Origin of the sequence: Parasphingorhabdus sp. JC815 (assembly GCF_040717415.1) — a bacterium.
Classification (GTDB): domain Bacteria; phylum Pseudomonadota; class Alphaproteobacteria; order Sphingomonadales; family Sphingomonadaceae; genus Parasphingorhabdus.
In genome coordinates this window covers 515,457-536,542 of sequence record NZ_JBFEFM010000001.1, presented here as the reverse complement: position 1 = coordinate 536,542, position 21,086 = coordinate 515,457, and the positions used below count along the sequence as shown (strand labels likewise).

Here is a 21,086-nt window from a genome sequence, read left to right as displayed (position 1 = left end):
TGCGAAAACTATTATAAAAAAGGGAGCTTAACCGCTCCCTTTTTTTATGACTGGTCTAGATCTGGTTCTGATTCCGTGACGTCCCGCGTTGGAAGGCTCAACTTGAATTTCGACCCTTTACCCACCGCGCTTTCAACCGTCAGGCTACCGCCCATCGCATCCGCAAGACGGCGAGAAATGAACAATCCCAGCCCGCTGCCCCCGTCACCCGAACGCCCCAATCTTTCAAATTTTTCAAAGATCTTCTTTTGGTCCTCGGCTGCTATACCGTCTCCCTGATCCTGCACGATGATGGCGGTCGTATCGCCTTCATGAACGACGCGCAATTTTATCACTGATCCGTCGGGAGAATAACGGATCGCATTACCGATCAGATTGACCAATATCTGCAATACCCGGCGAAACTCGCCCTTTACCGGAGCTTTAATATTCTTGTCCGGGGGATCAATACGGATCTGGTGATCGGTAGCTTTTACTGCGAGCAGTCCGGCAGCCCGGTTGCCCAGATCAACCAGATCAATATCATCCACAGCAACGGTAAAATTTGCACGCTGTATCGCTTCCAGATCAGACAGATCATTTACCAAATCCATCAGATGCCGGCCAGCCGATGCAATATCCTTGGCATAATTGGAATAATCTCCGCGCAGCGGGCCTTCCAGACGACTGCCAATGGTTTCAGCATTCGCAATAATTTTACCCAAAGGTTGCCGCAATGCCGGTCCCAATTGTGAACCGAACAGGGAGTCACTGATCAAACCGTCCTGTTCCATGTCCGTGACAGCTTCTTTGTCCGTGTCTTGCGTTTCCGGTTCATCCTCTTGCTCAAGCGTGAACCGATAGCCTGAGAACAAGCCGTCATTATCAATCAAAGGCTGACCCGAGAGAGTATAACAGGATTTTTTGCCATATCTTTGGCGGACATGTTGTGCCCGCACTGGCTGTCTTTCGGAGATAGATTCTACCAGCACAGTCTGCTTTGACGGTGCGACAAAATCAAAAACATCTAACAGCGATTGTCCGATATATTGCTCAACAGAGCCCAGATCGCCCGGCAAAGACAGTCCCATGATCCGCAAAGATGCATCTGTGCGGATAGAAGTTCGCCCGTTCAGCCGTTCAAAATCACGTTGCCGCTCTAATATTTCGCCTCTGGCGGTTGAAACCGGAGCTTCTCGCCAATCAATAATATTAATAGCTATGGTCCCCGGGTTTTCATCGGATAATGGACGAATCTCAACCCACATATTGATGAGATAATCATCGTCAGCCGCCTGAACCGGACGTGACAACACCATGTCCAGTTGACGGCTCAACCGGCAAAGCTCTGCTAATTGCGGCACTGCCAACGGACCATTTTCATCACCGCCAGCACGCATGTGCAAACCCATTAACGGCGGATCAGCCGAAATTAAACGGCCATCAGCATCCAATTGCCCGCGCACAGGCTCCGCCAGATTGCCGGTTATAGTCATCAGTCGGCTAATCCTGTGTAAGGGGTGTTCAATCGGCGCTGGGCATCCTGATATAATATATTGCTCGACCATTTTTTGACAAGATCGGCAGCTTGTTCACGGTCAATCTCGTTATAGGATGCACGTGTAAGCAATTGCCCGCCCCCCTCTAGCACACCAAATATCGACATGGCCTGATCGGCGGACATATCCATGGTTCGCATAGCCAGAACAAGTCGCATCATTTGCGGTTCGGCGGTAAACAGGATCAATTGGTTAACCGACAATCCCGAACGCAGGGCCATCCGGGCAAGAAACAGGTCAAGCCCGTCATGCAAGGGGTGCAGGTTTTCATCCAGCTGATCGACAAACTGGGCCAGACGCTGCGCACGGCGCTGAGTTCCGCCGCTTTCGTCATGACGGCTAAGAAGTTTTTCCGCCGCTTTTTTCAGGTCCGGCCCGTCATAGCCGGAGAGTTTCTGAACTGCTGCGACAATGGGCCAAGTCAATGCGAATAAGATTTCTGCGGGAAGATTGGCAATATGGGCATGTATAGCAGCAGAACCGCTATTGTCCCGGCTTTGCGCTACCAGTAACGCCATGGCGGCATCGGCAATGGCCTGGTCCTCATTGTCCAAATGCCGGACAAGCACAGACTCTAACTCTGCCTGCGATATTTTCCGCAAAAGGCGCGCGCCAAGTTCTTCCCGTTGCACACAGGTAAAAACATGCTCCAACAGTATTTTGGTCTCCAGCAATCCAGCATTCTGAAGCAGCGGATAGCTGTGCCCTCTGTCATTATTGCCAATCTCTATAATCATGTCATGCGTCAGGCCAAAATCTTCCGCAGCGATGACACAGATTTCGGTTTCTATTTGCCGGACAATGGCTTGAAGATACTGGCGGCCATTGGACAGGATGCGATCAGATAAAATTATGTCCGATTTGGGAAACAGCGCGGCTGCAAAATCATCGGAAATATAGGCACTGGTTATCCCTGTCGCAGCTGCTTGCTGGACAAGACCAACGCCGGGGTTCTGATGCATTAGAAAATCTCGGTTCACCATAGCTATGGTCGTAGGTGGAGATGGTTAATATCTGACTAAGCGCAATATTATCAATTCTGTAGCGCATGCTTACGAATGAGAAGATAAACGGCGGCTTTGCGTGACCATCAGGAATGAAGTGCAAAGCAAAGCCGAGGAATAAAGCCCTATTGATAGTAATCCCGATGCACCGGCCACCAGAAAAATGCCCAGAATCAACACAACATCAGGCCTCATCCAGTTCAACCTTCCATAGTCATTACCCGTTTGGATAATCCAGAGATTACCGAGCAATATCGCCAATAGCGTCACATCAGCGAACAGGGACTCTGCTGGTGCATTCCGGATCACATTAACCGCCAAAGCCGTCGCCCCCAAAGCATAAAAGACAGGCCCGGTCATGCGGCGATTGCTGTGTTGAAAGGAAAAAATCGAAATTCGCCTGTGGAGTAGTAGGGTCAATGCACCGATCAGTAAAAAGACCAGAGAAATGATGGGCGAGACTATATTCCAATCGATGAAAGCAAATCCCAAAGCAATTGCGGCACACATAATACTGGCCATGCTGGCATATCTTTTTGCATCATGCGCTTCCCACAATAGGGGCATGGCCCGGCGCATTGCTGGCCAGACAATATAACGGTCGAGAAAATTCTGCCCGGGGATATGCATATTACCAAGCTGTCTATGCGCGTAGGACGCGCTCAGATCGCTATCGAGTAATTGTAGCACAGCGTCTTTCTGCATATCCGCATCGGTCACCAGTTTGCGTTCACAATCCGATTGTACTGCTGTGCGAAGCAGGGCTGATCCTATATCCCACTCTTCGGGAATTTGCGATATTTCATCTAGACGGGACGCTTTTAACAATGCGATTCCCAACCAGCGATGGTTTAAATCAATGCGCTCAAAATCAGCATATATATCGGCATTGGCGACAACATAGATAAATTCGCCTTGCTCATGCTCCAGATATTTTTCAATGCCTTCACCGGGAAAAACACCATCATTCAAAAATATCAGATCGTCCTCTGGCAAAGCAAATTGCCCAAGCTCCGCCGCGTCGCGGATAATTTCAACATCAATATTCCGGGCTTTCAGCGCATCAAAGCAGCGCAATAAGCCGACATGCATTTTCGGGCTGAGCAATATAATCTTTTCCGCACCCATTTTTTGCGCGGATTCCACCTGTTTTTCGATAATATTACCGTCGAACAGTGGCAACAAGCCTATCGGTCCGCGCCCCGTATCATCCTCAATAGATAAAGAAATAAGTGCCAGTCTCAAAAAAATACTCCGGTTTGCCAGCCATATAGCATCGGCATTATCCAGAGCATTGTATATGATTTACCTGCAGCACATCAAAGCGATATCTTTGTAATCACCAACCCCAGCTTTTTAATCGCGGTGATCCTCTATCGCACAGATCGCCTGTTCAAGTTTTGTAAGCACGGTCGGTTCGCCTGGTGCAGATGTGGCTGCTTCTTGAGCCAAATGCATCATATGGGTGGCACCGAAACTTGCCGCCAATCCTTTCAAACGAAGCGCAGCATATTCCCAATTGGCATCACAACGCGCTCGCTGAAGCAAATCCACTTGCCGTTTGGCACTGTTCAAAAAAGCCTCACGCAAGTCAGCTACAAGTGACTGATCGTTTCCGACAGCAGCGGTCAAAGCCGCATCAAGCGCTCCATAATCGAATGTCATGAGCGATTCATAGGACGACCGGGTTAACTTATAGTTTCTCTATGCAATTTTTGTGGTAAATAGAGGCATGACAAGCAGATCAAAAATTATCGGTATAAGGCGTGGCCAGGACACAGAGTCCGATGTGGAGCATGTCGAATTTGACGAAACTGATGACAAAGGACCACTGGCGTCAAGCGACGCTGATGATCTTCTGACCGAAAATAATGCAATCATTGCAGAATATGATGAAATCAACAGCGATGAGGAATGGAGTCACTATTCCGATGATGACATTATTTCCACTCCCGGCACGCGATATATCGCGCCGGTGTTACTGGGCGTTGCTATAGCGATTTGGACCGGGGTTTTTCTTTGGGCCTATCGTGAAATATTTACGGCGGTTCCGACAATGAAAACGGGAATTGAGCTGCTTTCCCAATATTGCCTGCCTGTTGTGACCTTAATTGTCCTTTATATTCTTTATATGCGCAACAGCAGCCGGGAAGCCGAACGCTTTGATGATGTGGCAACATCACTACGAATGGCATCCGAACAATTGGAATATCGCTTAAAATCCGTGAATAACGAGTTGGCGATGGCGCGCGAGTTTTTGACTGTTGAGACGAAACAGCTCGAAACGCTGGGCGCACAATCATCTGGAAAACTTAACGAGGCGGCAAATAATATCAAATCTGCGTTAAGCGATGGTCTATCGAAAATGAAAAAACTCGATGAGGTCGGCGGAACGGCATATACGAACCTTGACCAGCTTCGCGTTCATTTGCCTTTCATTATTAATACAGCGAAAGATCTTACCAATCAGATCGGCAATACAGGTCGATCAGCGCAAGCCGAAATGGCCGCTATGGTCAACACATTGAAGCAAGTCGGTGAAGTTGGAACTGCGGCCAAGAATAGTCTGGATGAGTTGACCCAGCGATCGGAACAATCACTGACCAATCTTGAAACGACTACCGAAGCAGTCAAAGAGAAATTCACCAGACAATTGCTCGAAGCGGAAACGGGATCGAACCGTATTGCCGGCCTTTTGAAAGACACATCTGCGGAGGTTATAGAGGCCCTGCATAATACGCGCAAAGAACTGGCGACTGAAACCTCTGCCAGCTCCCAGGCGATTAAAACCGAGCTGCTAGCTCTGGAAGACACTTTGGCATTGCTTGGCACCACAGCGGATGAAGAAGAGTTACGGCTTAAAAGGATGGTCGCCGAGCTTCATCAAGGCGTCGTCGAAATCACTGCCAAAGTCGAGACACTGGACAATGAGGGTGGTGAAAAGACCGCAAAACTTGCCTTTGCAATGACGGCTCTGGAGCGAAACAGCGCAGCGCTTAAAGCCTCTATCGAAGAAGGGCACGGCACGGCTGATAGTATGATCGAACGGGTAGAGCAGTTGCTTGTCGCGCTTGATAGCGGGGCGCGTGAGCTCGATGAAACACTGCCTGCTGCCTTTGAGCGGATGAACGAAAAGTCAGAGGCCAGTTCCGCCCTGTTTGCCCGAATGGCCGATGAAGCCAGAAACGTCGGCAGTGTAACAGATGATGTCACGGCTAAAATTGAAAAATCCGATGAAGCGATTGAAGAACAACGCGTCAGGCTCGCCAAACTCAGCGAAGATGGCAATATCGCAACCGACAATGTTCTGGGCAAGATTGAAGAACTGGCAAAAGAATTGCAGAACGTCCGTCATCAGAATGAAGCCCTGGCCGAAAGTGCTGGCGAAAAATTGATCAGCGCCCTGCTTCGTGTGAAAGATACCGCCAGACAGGCATCCGAACATTCCCGTCGGGCTTTGGAAAACTCGATTTCCGGTTCTGCAGAAACATTTGAAAAAGTCAGCGAAGAAGCGCTCAGCAAAATTATCGACACGAAAATATCTTCTATCGCGCCCAAGCTGGAGCAAGCTGTATCCAAAGCCGCGGCTACGACAGAAATTACGGCAGAGCATTTGACTGCTCAGCTTACGGCGATTGAGGATATGACCACCAAGCTGGAACAGCGCATCCTTTTCGCCAAGGAAAAAGCAGAACAGGGCAATGACGAGAATTTCACGCGCCGCGTTGCCTTGTTGACCGAATCGCTTAATTCAACCGCGATTGATGTCACCAAATTGCTCTCGAACGAAGTGACCGATACGGAATGGGCGGCTTATCTAAAAGGCGACAGGGGTATATTTGCCCGGCGCGCTGTCCGTTTGCTTGATGCCGGAGAGGTCCGCGAGATATTGTCGGAATATGACAGTAATTCAGAATTTCGTGAGCATGTTAATCGCTACATCCATGATTTTGAGGCAATGCTGCGCGGTATATTGGCAACCAGAGATGGCAGCGCGATCAGCATCACCCTATTGTCATCGGATATAGGCAAACTCTATGTTGCGCTCGCTCAGGCTATTGAACGTCTCCGCAATTAACGGGACGCGCTTAAAACGGACAGCCCGAAACCCGGTCGGGCACCCGGACAAATACTTACTGGAGACTTTCTAATCGTTCGCGGCTACCGAAAAAGTCGATGTCCGCGACGGTTATCCACTCATTGGTATAGTTGAAATAGAAAAACACAAACATGAGCGTCGCCAGCACTGTGGTGAGCACTAGCGTTCGACCGGGCTTAAACTCAACCGGTGCTCCGTCAGACTGTCCCTTGACCATCTCTATGCCTGTTTCTGCGTGGCTGCGGATACCAAAGGGCAGTATAACAAATGCCGAAAGCACCCAAAACAGAACATAAATAGCAATGATTGACGTCCATTCCATTGGCTAAACCTCTACTACCATCACAGATACAACCGGCTTTTTGCCTGTCCACTCGGTGGCACTACGCCGGACCAGCAAACGCAATTCCTCGGAAAATCTGTTCAAATCGCCAACCGGCTTTTTAAACTTCTTCAAAATTGCTTCACAAATCTCGTCGAGGAAATCTTCCTCATCCTCTTCCAATGGCACGCCCATTAGACGCAATACCGGCTGACCGGAGAGTTTTCCATTCTGATCAAGACCTACCGCAACCGAGATAGTGCCATTATAGCCGATCTTGCGCCTGTCGTTAAGCGTCTTTCCATTGGCAGGAATGATCACATCCCCATCAAGAACAAGTCGCCCTGTGCGTTCCTGTCCCACGATCTTTGGTCCATCAGGGGCTAAACGAACCACATCGCCATTTTGTTGAAAAATAGTTTTCGGAACGCCCTGCTGCTCGGCAAAACGGGCTTGCTCTTTCATATGCCGGATTTCACCATGGACCGGGACCAATATTTCCGGACGGATCCATTCATACATTTTGGCCAGTTCCGGGCGGCCGGGATGTCCGGATACGTGGATATGTTCCTGCCGGTCAGTGATCATCACAACCCCCTTGGCAGCAAGCTGGTTCTGGATCAGACCAATAGCAATCTCGTTACCGGGGATTTGCTTGGACGAAAACAGTACATTATCGCCCTCGGTCAGCTTGATCTTGTGGCTATCGCCTGCAATTCTGCCCAGCGCCGCCCTTGCTTCGCCCTGCCCGCCTGTCGCTACAATCATGATTTCATCACGCGGTATGGTCATCGCTTCTTCAAAATCAACAGTGGGTGGAAAATCCTTTAGATAGCCGTTTTCCCGGCAATTCTCGATCATCCGGTCCAGCGACCTGCCGGCAACGCATAATTGCCGCCCCGATTGTTTTGCCACTTCACCGAGTGTTTGAAGCCGCGCCGCATTGGACGCGAAAGTTGTCACCAGAACCCGGTTCTCAAGATTTTCTACAACCCGCATCAGGTTGCGATATACGTCACCTTCTGACCCCGAAGCGGACTCGTTAAAGACATTTGTCGAGTCGCACACCATTGCCAGAACGCCATCATCACCAATGGTTTTCAACTGTTCTGGCGTAGCGGGAACACCCAACAAAGGTTCGTCATCTAGTTTCCAGTCCCCTGTGTGGAAAATCTTGCCGTAAGGCGTATCGATCAACAGGGCATTACCCTCTGCTATGCTATGCGCGATCGGAATATAACGAAAACCGAACGGGCCAAGATCAAAACTGCCATCATTGGGAATGATGTTCAGCTCCACATTGTCCTCAAGCCCGACCTCCGCCAGTTTCCGGCGGATCAGACCTGCGGTAAATGGCGTTGCATAAAGCGGAACTTCAAGCTCATTCGCGAAATAGGGAATGGCGCCGATATGATCCTCATGCCCGTGGGTTAGCACGATGCCGAGCAGGTTTTTCGATTGTTTTTCAATAAACTCAAGATCGGGAAGTATCAGGTCAATGCCCGGATAACCCGGATCGGCGAAGGTCATGCCCAAGTCCACCATCACCCATTTACCATCACAGCCATAAAGATTGACGTTCATTCCAATCTCGCCCGATCCGCCAAGGGCCAGGAAGAGAAGTTCATTTTTCGGTTTTATCATCAGATGTTAGTTGCTCTCTGGTAGAGGATTAACAAGCCGCGCAAAGTAAGGTCGGCTTCAATATGATCAAATACGTCAGTATGATCGTCAAATAATATCGAAAGACCACCAGTCGCGATCACTTTGGTCGGACGTCCGATCTGTGCTTTTGTCCGTGCGACCAGACCTTCGATCATTGCAATATAGCCCCAGAAAATACCGATCAGCATCTGGGTTTCGGTAGTAGTACCGATAACATTATCATCATCGGGTGCTTCCAGAGCGATACGAGGAAGCTGCGCTGTTTTACCGACTAGCGCATCAAGTGACAGATTGATACCCGGAGCAATGACTCCGCCCTTATAAGCCCCGTCATAATCGGCCACATCAAAAGTTGTCGCCGTGCCAAAATCAATAATGATTACATCTTGTTTATAGGTTTCATGTGCAGCGATGATATTCAACACACGGTCCGCGCCAACGGAGTCCGGTTGTTCGACATCCAGCGCCACACCCCATTTTGCATCGCCGCGACCAGCCACCAGCGGTGTTGTGCGAAAATATTTTTCTGCCAACACCGTCAGGTTATGTAAAGCACGCGGAACAACCGTGCTGATAATCACAGCATCAATTGCATCAACGTCCAGCCCGTTAAGATCCAGCAATTGCCGCAGCCAAACGACATATTCATCTGCTGTGCGTTGCGGGTCAGTCGCAATGCGCCATCGCGTCTTTAACTCGTCCCCGTCAAAAATTGCGAATATAACATTCGTATTTCCGGCATCTATAGCAAGCAGCATGAATGTTTCTTTCTATTACCCAAAATGAACATCACCGGCATGTATCGCAATAAGCGCTCCATCGGCCTTTCTCAAACGCAATGCGCCGTCATCAAACAATCCGGCATATTCACCGTCTATGCGCTTGCCGTCTGCATCACTGGTAGACAAGCGTGTTCCCGCTACGTGGGCACGCTCTTGCCATTTAGCCAAAATAGCAGCCAATCCCGCTTGCCGCCATTCAGCTAGCATATCAGCAAATATCGGGGCCAGAGTCTCCAAAAATAATGCTGCCGTCACATTTCGGTCCGCGCCTTCCTGAAAAAGACTGGTAACGGTTCGCCCTTCAAGTTGCGGCGCTACCGCTATATTTACACCTATGCCGACAATGACCGCATCGCCTGAACCTTCAAGCAATATACCACAGATTTTTAAGCCCGAAACCAATATGTCATTAGGCCATTTCAACAAAATATCATCATGGGGAATATGCGCGCTAATCGCTTCATGCACCGCTAAAGCAGCCACGAAAGACAGGCTTGATGGAGCCGGGTCGGCGCTGCGGCACGTTACCAATGTGCTGCAATAAAGATTACCCACAGGACTTTCCCATTTGCGTCCCAACCGGCCCACACCGCCGCTTTGCTTTTCTGCGCGTAACCAGAATCCTTCCTCAACCCCTTGGCGGGCAAGTATTTTCATATCCGCATTGGTAGATGCGGTTTCGGCTATGGTTTCAATATGGGTAGTCAGAATATTGCCTGTGCTGCCATAGCTGTTACCGGAGCCAAGAGCGGAATAGCTAGATAACCCAGTGGAGAAACAGCAAGGGCCATTAACGCAATCACACCATTCTCGGTCTTGTGGCCGGTCTGGACAATTTGATTAGCAGGATCATCAAAATATATGATCTTGACGACTTTGATATAATAGAAAGCGCCAATTACCGATGTTGCTATACCGATTACGGCCAAGGGGAACATCCCTGCGGCAACCGCAGCATCAAAGACAAGAAACTTGCCCCAGAAGCCGAACAGCGGCGGGATACCTGCAAGCGAGAACATAAACACTGCAAATGCAGCCGCCAGTCCCGGACGGGTCTGTGACAGGCCAGCCAGGCTTGATAAAGATTCAAGCGGTTTGCCTTCTGCATCGCGCATTTCCATTACGCAAATGAAGCTGCCCAAGGTCATCAAAACATAAATGACCAGATAGAAAAGCATTGCGGAAACGCCCTGCGCCGTGCCGGCTGCCAAGCCGATCAACAGGAAACCGATATTATTGATCGAGCTATAAGCAAGCAGACGTTTGATATTCTGCTGTCCGATAGCCGCAACAGCCCCGAACACAATCGAAGCCAGCGCAACGAAAACGATGATCTGTTGCCATGTCGAAGTTTGACCACCAAAGGCGTCGATAATGACGCGCACAGTTAGCGCTACGGCAGCGACCTTTGGAGCGGTTGCGAAAAACGCGGTTACCGGAGTCGGAGCGCCTTCATAAACATCGGGTGTCCACATGTGGAAAGGCACTGCGCTGATCTTGAAAGCCAAACCGGCAAGCACCAGAACAATTCCGATCAATGGGCCGGTAGCAAGATCCCCGCTCAACGTTTCGGCTATAACCGAGAAATTGGTCGATCCGGCAAAACCGTAAACCAGTGATATGCCGAATAAGAGCATCCCGCTCGCCAAGGAGCCGAGCACAAAATATTTCAGGCCCGCTTCGGAAGACCGAATGTCATTGCGGATGAAACTGGCAAGAACGTAGGCTGACAGGCTGTTTAGCTCAAGGCCGATATAAAGGGTCATCATATCAACCGCAGACACCATCATGCCCATGCCGACTGTGGCGAATAGAATGAGCACCGGATATTCCGGACGGTAAGTCCCGATATCCGTAAAGAAGCGCGGAGCAATGATAAGCGAGACTATCCCGGCGAAATAGATCAATAGCTTGGAAAAGCTACCAAAGCTGTCCATGCGGTACAGCCCGTTAAAAGCATCACCCCCCGCCGCAAAAGACGGGTTGACGATCAAGTCCAAAGCAGAAGCCGATGCACCAAATATGGCGGCGACCGCCAATATAGTGACTAGCCGGGCGGATTTAACTCCGCCCCATGCAGCAGCCAGAATTAAGATCAAACCGCTGACCGTAAGGATAATCTCTGGCAACGTGAATATGAGTGAAAGACCGTAATCCATCAGTGCGACTCCCCATGACCAGCAACTGTCTCATGGGCTATCGCCCCTTTTTGGGTAGGCGTTACTTGCCCGATTTTCAAATGTGCATCCCCCTCTGGCGCAGCGCGATCAATACGGGCCACCAATGTTCCGACATCATCACGAATTGGTGCGATAAAGCTTTCCGGATATACGCCCATCCACATAACGGCAGCCGCAATTGGTGCCAGCAAAGCAATCTCGCGAGCCGATAGATCCGGCATGGCCTTGACATCATCATGCACAAGATCACCGAAAACGACCCGCCGATAGAGATACAGCATATAACTTGCGCTTAGAATAATTCCGATGGCGCAGACCAACGTGACCCAGCTATTAACTTGATAAAGACCGACAAGCGACAGGAACTCTCCAACAAAGCCGCTGGTACCCGGTAGGCCGACCGAAGCCATAGTAAACAGCATGAATAAAATCGCATATTGCGGCATGTTGATAGATAGACCGCCATAGCGTGATATTTCCCGCGTATGGAGGCGATCGTAAATCACGCCTACGCAAAGGAACAGAGCACCAGACACTAATCCGTGGCTCAACATAACGATGACCGCACCCTCGATGCCCTGACGATTGAATGCGAACAGGCCGACCGTCACAATCGCCATATGGGCAACGGACGAATAAGCGATCAGCTTTTTCATATCCTGCTGCACCAAAGCGACCAGCGATGTATAAATGACTGCGACCATGGATAGTGCAAAAATCAACCAGATGAATTGCTCTGATGCTTCGGGAAACATTGGTAGCGAAAAGCGCAGGAACCCGTAACCACCCATTTTCAGCAGCACACCCGCCAATATCACAGAACCGGCAGTCGGTGCCTGAACATGGGCATCTGGCAACCAGGTGTGCACCGGCCACATCGGCATTTTTACCGCGAAACTGGCAAAGAACGCCAGCCATAACCATGTCTGTGCTTCTGGAGCGAAGTCATAGTTGAGCAAGGTCGGAATATCGCTCGTCCCTGCATCCTGCACCATCCACAGCATCGCGATGAGCATGACGACAGAACCAAGAAGCGTATAAAGGAAAAACTTATAGCTCGCATATATCCGGTTCGATCCGCCCCATATACCGATAATCAGATACATCGGGATCAGGCCAGCTTCGAAAAGAATATAGAACAGGAATATATCCTGAGCAGCGAAAACACCGATCATCAGCACTTCCATGAACAGGAAAGCCGCCATATATTCACCAACGCGGTTTTGGATAGATTCCCAACTAGCGCCGATACAAATTGGCATCAGGAAAACTGTCAGCATGATCAGCATCATAGAAATGCCGTCTATGCCCAGCGCCCATGCAAAATCACCGAACAGGTCTACCCGCTCAACATATTGCCACTGTGCACCGCCAATATCGTAATTGGCCCACAGCACCACGCCAAGCGCAAACAACACCAGCGTCGTGACCAGCGCAATCAAACGTGCGCTATGTGCGCCAACAAACATACAAATTATTGCAGCCAGCATCGGCAGTCCCATCATCAATGACAGGATCGGAAAATCAAGCTGGTTCATCAGTTCGCTCCCCGCACTATAAGCCACGTGACCGCAGCCGCCAGTCCCAGCAACATGACAAGCGCATAACTAAACAAATATCCGGTTTGGAACCGCTTAGCGATCCCGGTTCCGCTAGCGACCACAGCCGCAACCCCATTGGGACCAAAGCGGTCGATCATGCCTTCATCCCCTGTTTTCCAGAATAGTCGGCCAAACCAGAAAGCCGGACGTATAAAGATGAGATTATAAAGCTCGTCAAAATACCATTTGTTGAAGAAGAAATTATAGAGCGGCTGGAACGTCTCTGCCAAACGCGCCGGACGATTTGTTCCTCGCAAATACATGAGATACGCCACAAGCAATCCGCTCAACATTGCTACGGTTGAAGCCAGCTTAACCCATAATGGCACTTCATGAATGGCGTGCATCAGGTGCCGGTCAAACGCTACGCTACCTGCCCAGAAACGGAAACCTTCGGTAGAGTCAATAAACTGGTTATGGAACAGGAAGCCAGCGGCAATGGCGCCAAAACTTAATAGGCCAAGCGGGATCAACATTGAAAGCGGGCTTTCATGCGGGTGATAGCCACCCGTCGCATCTTCCGCCGTTTCAGGTGTTTTATGCACGCTGTGCTGAATATGCTCCGACTGGATCCAGCGCGGCTTGCCCCAGAAGGTCAGGAACATCAGACGCCAGCTATAAAAGCTGGTCAGCAACGCTGCGAGCACACCAATCGCAAAGGCAAATTGCCCGGTGGTTGTTCCGCTGGCGAAGGCCGCTTCGATAATGGCATCCTTGGAATAAAATCCTGCAAACCCGCCAAGGCCGACAATACCAACTCCAGTGATAGCCAGCGTCCCCGCCATCATGGCCCAGAAAGTCAACGGTATCTTTTTCCGCAGACCGCCATAATAGCGCATATCCTGTTCATGGTGCATCGCATGAATGACCGAACCGGCGCCAAGGAACAACAAAGCCTTAAAGAAAGCGTGTGTGAACAGATGGAACATAGCCGCGCTATAAGCTCCGACACCGGCGGCAAAGAACATATAGCCCAGCTGTGAACAGGTCGAATAAGCGATGACGCGTTTTATATCATTTTGGACCAGGCCGACTGTCGCAGCAAAAATAGCGGTGGCAGCACCGACAACAGTAACAACGGTCAACGCCACATCACTGGTTTCGAACATTGGTGACAGACGGCTAACCATGAATACGCCGGCAGTAACCATTGTCGCTGCGTGGATAAGCGCAGACACAGGCGTCGGCCCTTCCATCGCATCGGGTAGCCATGTGTGTAGTCCCAATTGCGCCGATTTACCCATCGCCCCGATGAACAGCAACAGGCACAGGATAGTCATAGTGTCCAGACGCATGCCTGCAAAGGTAATTGTTGATCCTGCCATTGCTGGCGCAGCTTCCAGAATTTCCGGAATAGACACTGTGCCGAATACCAGAAAGGTGCCAAAAATACCCAGCATGAAGCCAAGGTCACCAACACGGTTGACGACAAATGCTTTAATCGCCGCAGCATTGGCACTCGGCTTTTTAAACCAGAAACCGATGAGCAGGTAAGACGCTAGGCCGACCCCTTCCCAGCCAAAGAACATCTGGACCAAATTGTCAGCCGTCACCAACATCAGCATCGCAAAGGTAAACAGCGACAGATAGGCAAAAAAGCGTGGCTGATCGGGATCTTCGTCCATATAGCCCCAGCTATACAGGTGGACCAGCGCCGAAACCGTGGTGACCACGACCAACATAACAGCCGTCAACGCATCAACGCGCAGGGCCCATTCAAAATTCAGATCGCCCGACTGGATCCATGTCAGAACTGGTACCACCTCGGCAGCGCGAGATAGCATGATAAAGTCGATGAATATCGGCCAACTAAGTGCACATGATATAAATAGCGCTACAGTTGTGACTAATTTTGCCGGAACATTGCCAATCATCCGATTGCCAAAGCCTGCGACTATCGCTGCCAACAAGGGCAGGAAAACGATAAGCTGGATCGTCAAGTTCCTAACCCTTCATCCGGTTGACGTCATCAACGGCAATTGTACCGCGTTGACGGAAATAGATTACCAATATTGCCAGCCCGATGGCTGCCTCTCCTGCAGCAACAGTCAATACGAACATGGCAAAAATCTGTCCGCTCATATCGCCTAAAAAGCTGCTGAAAGCGACGAGATTCAAATTGACCGAAAGCAGTATCAGTTCAATCGCCATCAAAATGCTGATAATATTCTTACGGTTCAGGAAAATGCCTAGCATACCCATCACAAAAAGGATGGAACTGACCACCAGATAATGCTCAATACCGATCACAATTCGACCCCCTTACCTACTTCAGGCTGTATATTGCGTGTCGCATCTTCTGGCCGCCGTCTAACCTGATCCTGTATATTCTGAGCTCTGACACCGCCACGCTTACGACTGGTCAGGACGATTGCCCCTACCATGGCGACCAACAGGACAAGACCGGCGGCCTCAAACAGGAATATATATTTGGTATAAAGCAACGATCCCAGTGTCTCGATATTGGAGGGGCCACCGGCAGGAAGACCGATAACCGCTGTTGCTTCTCCCATACCGCCGGCGTTCCATGCGCCGACACCAAAGATAATTTCCGCTAGCAAAACAAGCGCAAGCAAAATGCCCAGCGGCAGGTTCTTCATAAAGCCTGCACGCAATTCGGCAAAATCAATATCCAGCATCATCACGACGAACAGGAACAGAACCGCGACTGCGCCGACATATACAATGATCAACAACGCCGCGATAAACTCTGCACCAACCAGCAGCATCAACCCGGCACCATTGAAGAATGCCAGAATCAGCCACAAAACACTGTGCACCGGATTGCGCGCAAAAATACAAAAAGCCGCGCTGGCAATGATCATGGATGCGAACAAATAGAAAGCGAATATTTGCATGTTTATTCTGCGACTTCTTTCTTATTGCGTCACCCCAGCGAATGCTGGGAACTTATGAATTCTGGCAAGAAACCGAAGATAAACCCCGGTTTCTTCTGAAATAGCGGCGATAAAAGAATCGTGCTCCACTATTTCGTGCCCCCGTTCTGCCCGCCCATTACCGATAGGGCGCGTCGGCGGCAAGGTTGGATGCGATGGCTCGCTCCCATTTGTCACCATTTTCAAGCAGTTTTGCTTTGTCGTAAATCAGTTCTTCCCGTGTTTCGGTCGAATATTCAAAATTCGGTCCCTCGACAACTGCATCTACGGGGCATGCTTCCTGACAAAATCCACAATAAATGCATTTGGTCATATCGATATCATAGCGTGTGGTACGACGAGAGCCGTCTTCGCGCGGTTCGGCTTCAATCGTAATCGCTTGCGCCGGACACACCGCTTCACATAATTTACAGGCAATGCAACGCTCTTCCCCATTAGGATAGCGCCGCAACACATGCTCTCCACGGAACCGCGGAGACAGCGGGTTTTTTTCATAAGGATAGTTGATCGTTTTCTTCTTTTTGAAGAAATATTTCAGCGTCAGCATATGTGCGCCGATAAATTCGAACAACGTAAAGGCTTTTATCGTTTGTGCGATGGACATTATCCATACCTCGTCAGCATAAGATAGCCGCTTACCAGAAACACCCAGAAGATTGATATCGGCAGAAATATTTTCCAGCCCAGGCGCATAAGCTGGTCATAGCGGTAGCGCGGCACAGTGGCCATAACCCAGCTAAAGATAAAGAAGAACAAAAACATTTTGGCAAACAGCCAGATGATACCCGGCACGGCATAAAGCGGTTCCCAGTCAATCGGCGGCAACCATCCGCCCCAGAACAGGATAACATTCAGCGCACACATCAACAGGATGTTGGCATATTCACCAAGCCAGAAAAGCGCGAAGCTCATCGAGCTATATTCTGTCTGATAACCCGCGACCAATTCTGATTCCGCTTCTGTAAGGTCAAACGGATGACGCGCTGTTTCCGCCAAAGATGCGATCAGGAACATTACCGCCATTGGAAATAACAACGGGTTAAGGCCATAAACATTGACGATACCGAAAATATGCCCCTGTTGGGACTTGATTATATCAATAAGGTTAAATGTCCCGGCAAACAGGACCACAGAAATCAATATGAAGCCGATGGAAACTTCATAGCTGATCATCTGCGCCGCTGCGCGCATGGAAGAGAAAAACGGATATTTCGAGTTACTCGCCCAACCGGCAATCACCACACCGTAAACACCCAGCGAACTGATCGCCAGAATATAGAGCAGGCCAATATTGATATTGGCAAGCACCATGTTCTCGCTGAACGGAATAACTGCCCAGGCAAGCAACGCTACGGTAAAAGTGATAATCGGCGCGAGCAGGAACAGGCCTTTATTCGCACTCGAAGGAATGATTGTTTCCTGCAGAAAAACCTTCAAACCATCAGCAAAGGACTGCAAAAGCCCGAAAGGCCCGACCACATTGGGACCGCGCCGCAGAGCCATGGATGCCCAAATCTTGCGGTCAGCGTAAATAACCATCGCCACCGCCAGCATAAGTGGCAGCGCAATCATCAAAATCAGCGCTAGTGTGGCGACAAACCAGCCTAGTTCTGGCCCAAGAAAAGTTGATTGCAGATATTCGGTCATTCTGCCGCCTCCAGCATATCATCCCCATGCAGCAATTCTGCCGAACAACGCTGCATCGTCGCACTGGCGCGCGCGATACTGTTGGTGAGATAGAAATCCTTGATCGGGTGAACACCCTGCCCCGCAGGTTTGTCGGGCAAGCCAGAGGGCGGCGCCCATTCAAATGGAACAAGACCTTCAAGGGCCAATTCAGGATGATCTTTAAACATTTGAACACGCAATTCGGCAAAGCTGTCAAATGGAAGTTTCTTACCCAGTACATCGGACAAGGCACGCAAAATGCTCCAGTCCTCACGTGCATCACCGGGCGCAAAAATCGCTTTGGCAGAGCGTTGCACACGGCCTTCCAGATTCACATAAGTACCGTTTTTCTCGGTATAGGCGGAGGCTGGCAGAATGACATCTGCAGCATGCGCCCCGGCATCCCCATGATGTCCGATATAAACCTTGAAACTTTTTTCAAACGGCTCGTAATCCATCTCATCCGCACCAAGCGAAAACAGCAGTTTTGGCTTTTTCGCAGCGATAGCTTTTATTCCGCCATCATAGGCATAGCCAAGCATCAACCCGCCAGTGCGAGACGCGCCGATATGCAGCACGTTAAAGCCATTCCAGCCATCACGGATCAACTTGTACTTTTTCGCCAGTTTCAAGGCCGCGCCATGTGCGCCTTCGACACTCAATGCTCCGCCGCCCAGAATTAGTGCCGGTTTTTCGGCATTTTTCAGCGCATCTGTAGCCGCCTTGGGCAATTTGGCCAAGAGGCCCATGTCATCGCCCAGCCATTCCACCGGATAGGTTTGATCCGCTTCCGGCCCGATACCAAAAACTTTCGCGTCGCCCTTACGCACCGCTTTACGGATACGTGTATTGACCAGCGAAGCCTCCCAACGCGGGTTGGTTGAAACCAGAATGATGACATCTGCTTGCTCAATGCCCGCGATAGTCGAATTGAAATTAACCGCCGCCAGATTTGACACATCATAAGACAGGCCGGTCTGACGCCCCTCCAACATATTGGAGCGCATGGATTTCAGCAGCTTTTTGGTCGCATACATGGTTTCGCAATCGACCAGATCACCGGCAATCGCGGCAACCGAGCTACCTGCTTTTACCGCTGCAATAGCATCGAAAGCCTCACTCCAGCTCGTCGGAACCAAAGCACCGTTGCGACGGATGAATGGTTTATCAAGCCTGCGCTTCATCAGACCATCAATCGCATGCCGCGTTTTGTCAGTGGCCCATTCTTCATTCACATCATCATTATTACGGGGCAATGCGCGCAGCACTTCGCGCCCGCGGCTGTCGATACGGATATTGGTGCCAACGCCGTCCATCACATCAATACCGATTGTTTTGGTCAGCTCCCACGGACGCGCTTCAAACGCATAGGGTTTGCTCGTAAGCGCACCAACAGGACATAGATCCACTACGTTACCACTTAACTCGCTATGCACAGCACGTTCGAGGTAAGAGGTGATTTCCATATTCTCCCCGCGGTTGATCGCGCCAATTTCTTCAACGCCAGCGACTTCCTCGACAAAACGGACACAGCGGGTGCAATGGATACAGCGGGTCATGATCGTCTTGATCACCGGCCCCATATATTTTTCGGTGACCGCGCGTTTATTCTCTTCAAAGCGCGAACCGCCTCTACCATAGGCCATGGCCTGATCCTGAAGATCGCATTCACCGCCCTGATCGCATATCGGGCAATCAAGGGGATGGTTGATAAGGAGGAACTCCATCACCCCTTCGCGGGCTTTTTTAACCATTTCGCTGTCGGTGCGAATTTCCTGACCATCAGCAGCAGGCAGCGCACAGCTCGCCTGTGGCTTTGGCGGTCCGGGCTTTACTTCGACCAGACACATCCGGCAATTACCGGCAATACTCAGGCCTTCGTGATAACAAAAGCGCGGGATTTCCTTGCCAGCAAGCTCGGCAGCCTGAAGCACTGTTGCGCCCTGTGGCACTTCCAGTTCGATGCCATCTACGGTGACTTTAGGCATTATTCCGCCGCCTCCAATATATCTTCATTACCGGCATTTTTACTGGCCACATTTTCACGGATGCGCTGCTCCATTTCAGGACGGAAATGACGGATCAAACCCTGGATCGGCCATGCCGCTGCATCGCCAAACGCACAAATCGTATGACCTTCAACCTGTTTGGTGACATCATAGAGCGTATCAATATCGCTTAAATCGGCGCTGCCATCACGCATTTTTTCCATCACGCGCCACATCCAGCCCGTACCTTCGCGGCATGGGGTACATTGGCCGCAGCTTTCATGTTTGTAAAAATAGCTGATTCTTGAAATCGCACGAACAATATCAGTGGACTTGTCCATCACGATTACCGCCGCGGTACCAAGGCCGGAGCCAAGATCCTTCAGCCCGTCAAAATCCATCGGGGCGTCCATAATCTGCTCGGCAGGAACCAATGGTACGGACGATCCGCCCGGAATAACCGCAAGCAAATTGTCCCAACCACCGGTAATACCACCGCAATGCTTCTCGATCATGTCCCTGAACGGGACTGACATGGCCTCTTCAAATACAGCCGGCTTTTCGACATGGCCAGAAACCTGAAACAGTTTCGTGCCGTGATTATTTTCGCGGCCAAAGCTGGCAAACCATGGCGCACCGCGCCGCAAGATGGTCGGTACTACCGCAATGGATTCAACATTATTCACAGTCGTCGGACAGCCATAAAGACCCGCACCGGCAGGGAATGGCGGCTTCAAACGCGGCTGCCCTTTTTTGCCCTCAAGGCTCTCCAGCATAGCGGTTTCTTCACCGCAAATATAAGCGCCAGCACCGCGATGAATGAACACATCGAAATCATAGCCGGATTTCGCCGCATTTTTACCGATCAGGCCCGCATCATAGGCTTCCTTGACGGCCGCCTCCATGACTTTGGCTTCAACGATATACTCCCCGCGAATATAAATATACGCCGCCCGCGCGCGCATCGCGAAACCGGCAATCAATGCGCCCTCGATCAGCTTGTGGGGATCATTGCGTAATATTTCGCGATCTTTGCAACTGCCCGGCTCTGACTCGTCGGCATTTACAACAAGAAAGCTTGGCCGCCCATCAGGCGATTCTTTGGGCATGAATGACCATTTCAAGCCGGTCGGAAAACCTGCGCCACCACGGCCACGCAGTCCGCTTTCCTTCATCTCTTCGATGATCTTGTCATTGCCGCGCTTGATAATATCAGCAGTATTGTCCCAATCACCGCGCTTTTGCGCCGCCTTCAAGTCCCATGACTGAAAACCATGGACGTTGGTAAATATGCGGTCCTTGTCCTGAAGAAAGTCAAAACCCATTATTTCTCACTCCTGCG

General features: G+C 50.4%; 18 protein-coding genes. 1 reads left to right on the top strand and 17 read right to left on the bottom strand.

Annotated features, from left to right (window positions below):
• Nucleotides 1-44 precede the first annotated feature (44 nt).
• From AB1K62_RS02575 to AB1K62_RS02560, 4 genes are all read right to left on the bottom strand, one after another.
• Complete coding sequence (locus AB1K62_RS02575) at nucleotides 45-1,475, bottom strand: HAMP domain-containing sensor histidine kinase (RefSeq protein WP_367000977.1); 1,431 nt, start codon at nucleotides 1,473-1,475, stop codon at nucleotides 45-47.
• The gene (locus AB1K62_RS02570; RefSeq protein ID WP_367000975.1) at nucleotides 1,475-2,500 is read right to left on the bottom strand and encodes a hypothetical protein; all 1,026 of its coding nucleotides are present in this window, start codon (nucleotides 2,498-2,500) and stop codon (nucleotides 1,475-1,477) included. Before AB1K62_RS02570 ends, AB1K62_RS02575 begins: the two co-directional genes overlap by 1 nt.
• Before the next feature lie 90 nt (nucleotides 2,501-2,590).
• Entirely contained in the window at nucleotides 2,591-3,787 is a 1,197-nt protein-coding gene (locus AB1K62_RS02565; RefSeq protein ID WP_367000973.1) for a hypothetical protein, read from the bottom strand.
• A gap of 111 nt (nucleotides 3,788-3,898) precedes the next feature.
• Entirely contained in the window at nucleotides 3,899-4,207 is a 309-nt protein-coding gene (locus tag AB1K62_RS02560; RefSeq protein ID WP_367000972.1) for an Hpt domain-containing protein, read from the bottom strand.
• A gap of 67 nt (nucleotides 4,208-4,274) precedes the next feature.
• Between AB1K62_RS02560 and AB1K62_RS02555 the strand changes: the two genes are divergently transcribed.
• Nucleotides 4,275-6,620 carry a hypothetical protein gene (locus AB1K62_RS02555; protein ID WP_367000971.1) on the top strand — a complete coding sequence of 782 codons (2,346 nt, stop codon included), beginning with the start codon at nucleotides 4,275-4,277 and terminating at the stop codon, nucleotides 6,618-6,620.
• A 55-nt stretch (nucleotides 6,621-6,675) separates the two neighbouring features.
• On the opposite strand, the gene AB1K62_RS02550 is transcribed toward AB1K62_RS02555, so the two are convergent.
• The 13 genes from AB1K62_RS02550 to nuoF all read right to left on the bottom strand — a co-directional run bounded on the left by AB1K62_RS02550 (nucleotide 6,676) and on the right by nuoF (nucleotide 21,069).
• Nucleotides 6,676-6,963 (bottom strand): DUF1467 family protein, encoded by a 288-nt coding sequence (locus AB1K62_RS02550; RefSeq protein ID WP_367000969.1) that lies wholly within the window; start codon nucleotides 6,961-6,963, stop codon nucleotides 6,676-6,678.
• A gap of 3 nt (nucleotides 6,964-6,966) precedes the next feature.
• Nucleotides 6,967-8,604 carry a ribonuclease J gene (locus AB1K62_RS02545; protein ID WP_367002032.1) on the bottom strand — a complete coding sequence of 546 codons (1,638 nt, stop codon included), beginning with the start codon at nucleotides 8,602-8,604 and terminating at the stop codon, nucleotides 6,967-6,969.
• Between the two features lie 2 nt (nucleotides 8,605-8,606).
• The gene (locus AB1K62_RS02540) at nucleotides 8,607-9,386 is read right to left on the bottom strand and encodes a type III pantothenate kinase (RefSeq protein WP_367000967.1); all 780 of its coding nucleotides are present in this window, start codon (nucleotides 9,384-9,386) and stop codon (nucleotides 8,607-8,609) included.
• A 15-nt stretch (nucleotides 9,387-9,401) separates the two neighbouring features.
• Nucleotides 9,402-10,097, bottom strand: a complete 696-nt coding sequence (locus AB1K62_RS02535; protein WP_367002031.1) for a biotin--[acetyl-CoA-carboxylase] ligase — start codon at nucleotides 10,095-10,097, stop codon at nucleotides 9,402-9,404.
• 17 nt (nucleotides 10,098-10,114) lie between these two features.
• On the bottom strand, nucleotides 10,115-11,569 hold the full coding sequence (gene nuoN, locus AB1K62_RS02530) for an NADH-quinone oxidoreductase subunit NuoN (RefSeq protein ID WP_367000966.1): 1,455 nt from the start codon (nucleotides 11,567-11,569) through the stop codon (nucleotides 10,115-10,117).
• Nucleotides 11,569-13,128, bottom strand: a complete 1,560-nt coding sequence (locus AB1K62_RS02525; RefSeq protein WP_367000964.1) for an NADH-quinone oxidoreductase subunit M — start codon at nucleotides 13,126-13,128, stop codon at nucleotides 11,569-11,571. Before AB1K62_RS02525 ends, nuoN begins: the two co-directional genes overlap by 1 nt.
• Nucleotides 13,128-15,131 carry an NADH-quinone oxidoreductase subunit L gene (nuoL, locus tag AB1K62_RS02520; protein WP_367000962.1) on the bottom strand — a complete coding sequence of 668 codons (2,004 nt, stop codon included), beginning with the start codon at nucleotides 15,129-15,131 and terminating at the stop codon, nucleotides 13,128-13,130. Before nuoL ends, AB1K62_RS02525 begins: the two co-directional genes overlap by 1 nt.
• Before the next feature lie 4 nt (nucleotides 15,132-15,135).
• Nucleotides 15,136-15,441, bottom strand: coding sequence for an NADH-quinone oxidoreductase subunit NuoK (nuoK, locus tag AB1K62_RS02515; RefSeq protein ID WP_367000961.1), 306 nt, complete (start codon nucleotides 15,439-15,441; stop codon nucleotides 15,136-15,138).
• Nucleotides 15,438-16,049, bottom strand: coding sequence for an NADH-quinone oxidoreductase subunit J (locus tag AB1K62_RS02510; protein ID WP_367000959.1), 612 nt, complete (start codon nucleotides 16,047-16,049; stop codon nucleotides 15,438-15,440). The genes nuoK and AB1K62_RS02510 overlap by 4 nt, the downstream gene beginning before the upstream one ends.
• Nucleotides 16,050-16,206: 157 nt before the next feature.
• Complete coding sequence (gene nuoI / locus AB1K62_RS02505; protein WP_367000957.1) at nucleotides 16,207-16,692, bottom strand: NADH-quinone oxidoreductase subunit NuoI; 486 nt, start codon at nucleotides 16,690-16,692, stop codon at nucleotides 16,207-16,209.
• Complete coding sequence (gene nuoH / locus AB1K62_RS02500) at nucleotides 16,692-17,735, bottom strand: NADH-quinone oxidoreductase subunit NuoH (RefSeq protein WP_367000955.1); 1,044 nt, start codon at nucleotides 17,733-17,735, stop codon at nucleotides 16,692-16,694. The genes nuoI and nuoH overlap by 1 nt, the downstream gene beginning before the upstream one ends.
• Complete coding sequence (gene nuoG, locus AB1K62_RS02495) at nucleotides 17,732-19,744, bottom strand: NADH-quinone oxidoreductase subunit NuoG (RefSeq protein WP_367000953.1); 2,013 nt, start codon at nucleotides 19,742-19,744, stop codon at nucleotides 17,732-17,734. The genes nuoH and nuoG overlap by 4 nt, the downstream gene beginning before the upstream one ends.
• Nucleotides 19,744-21,069, bottom strand: coding sequence for an NADH-quinone oxidoreductase subunit NuoF (gene nuoF, locus AB1K62_RS02490; RefSeq protein ID WP_367000952.1), 1,326 nt, complete (start codon nucleotides 21,067-21,069; stop codon nucleotides 19,744-19,746). The genes nuoG and nuoF overlap by 1 nt, the downstream gene beginning before the upstream one ends.
• Nucleotides 21,070-21,086 lie beyond the last annotated feature (17 nt).

Excerpts from the sequence above, each read along its gene's own strand:
- AB1K62_RS02510 (WP_367000959.1), bottom strand. The coding sequence starts at position 16,049 with ATGCAAATATTCGCTTTCTATTTGTTCGCATCCATGATCATTGCCAGC.
- nuoN (WP_367000966.1), bottom strand. The coding sequence starts at position 11,569 with ATGGATTACGGTCTTTCACTCATATTCACGTTGCCAGAGATTATCCTT.
- nuoH (WP_367000955.1), bottom strand. The coding sequence starts at position 17,735 with ATGACCGAATATCTGCAATCAACTTTTCTTGGGCCAGAACTAGGCTGG.
- nuoG (WP_367000953.1), bottom strand. The coding sequence starts at position 19,744 with ATGCCTAAAGTCACCGTAGATGGCATCGAACTGGAAGTGCCACAGGGC.
- AB1K62_RS02570 (WP_367000975.1), bottom strand. The coding sequence starts at position 2,500 with ATGCATCAGAACCCCGGCGTTGGTCTTGTCCAGCAAGCAGCTGCGACA.
- AB1K62_RS02540 (WP_367000967.1), bottom strand. The coding sequence starts at position 9,386 with ATGCTGCTTGCTATAGATGCCGGAAATACGAATGTTATATTCGCAATT.
- AB1K62_RS02555 (WP_367000971.1), top strand. The coding sequence starts at position 4,275 with ATGACAAGCAGATCAAAAATTATCGGTATAAGGCGTGGCCAGGACACA.
- nuoI (WP_367000957.1), bottom strand. The coding sequence starts at position 16,692 with ATGTCCATCGCACAAACGATAAAAGCCTTTACGTTGTTCGAATTTATC.
- nuoF (WP_367000952.1), bottom strand. The coding sequence starts at position 21,069 with ATGGGTTTTGACTTTCTTCAGGACAAGGACCGCATATTTACCAACGTC.
- AB1K62_RS02525 (WP_367000964.1), bottom strand. The coding sequence starts at position 13,128 with ATGAACCAGCTTGATTTTCCGATCCTGTCATTGATGATGGGACTGCCG.
- AB1K62_RS02560 (WP_367000972.1), bottom strand. The coding sequence starts at position 4,207 with ATGACATTCGATTATGGAGCGCTTGATGCGGCTTTGACCGCTGCTGTC.
- AB1K62_RS02575 (WP_367000977.1), bottom strand. The coding sequence starts at position 1,475 with ATGACTATAACCGGCAATCTGGCGGAGCCTGTGCGCGGGCAATTGGAT.
- AB1K62_RS02550 (WP_367000969.1), bottom strand. The coding sequence starts at position 6,963 with ATGGAATGGACGTCAATCATTGCTATTTATGTTCTGTTTTGGGTGCTT.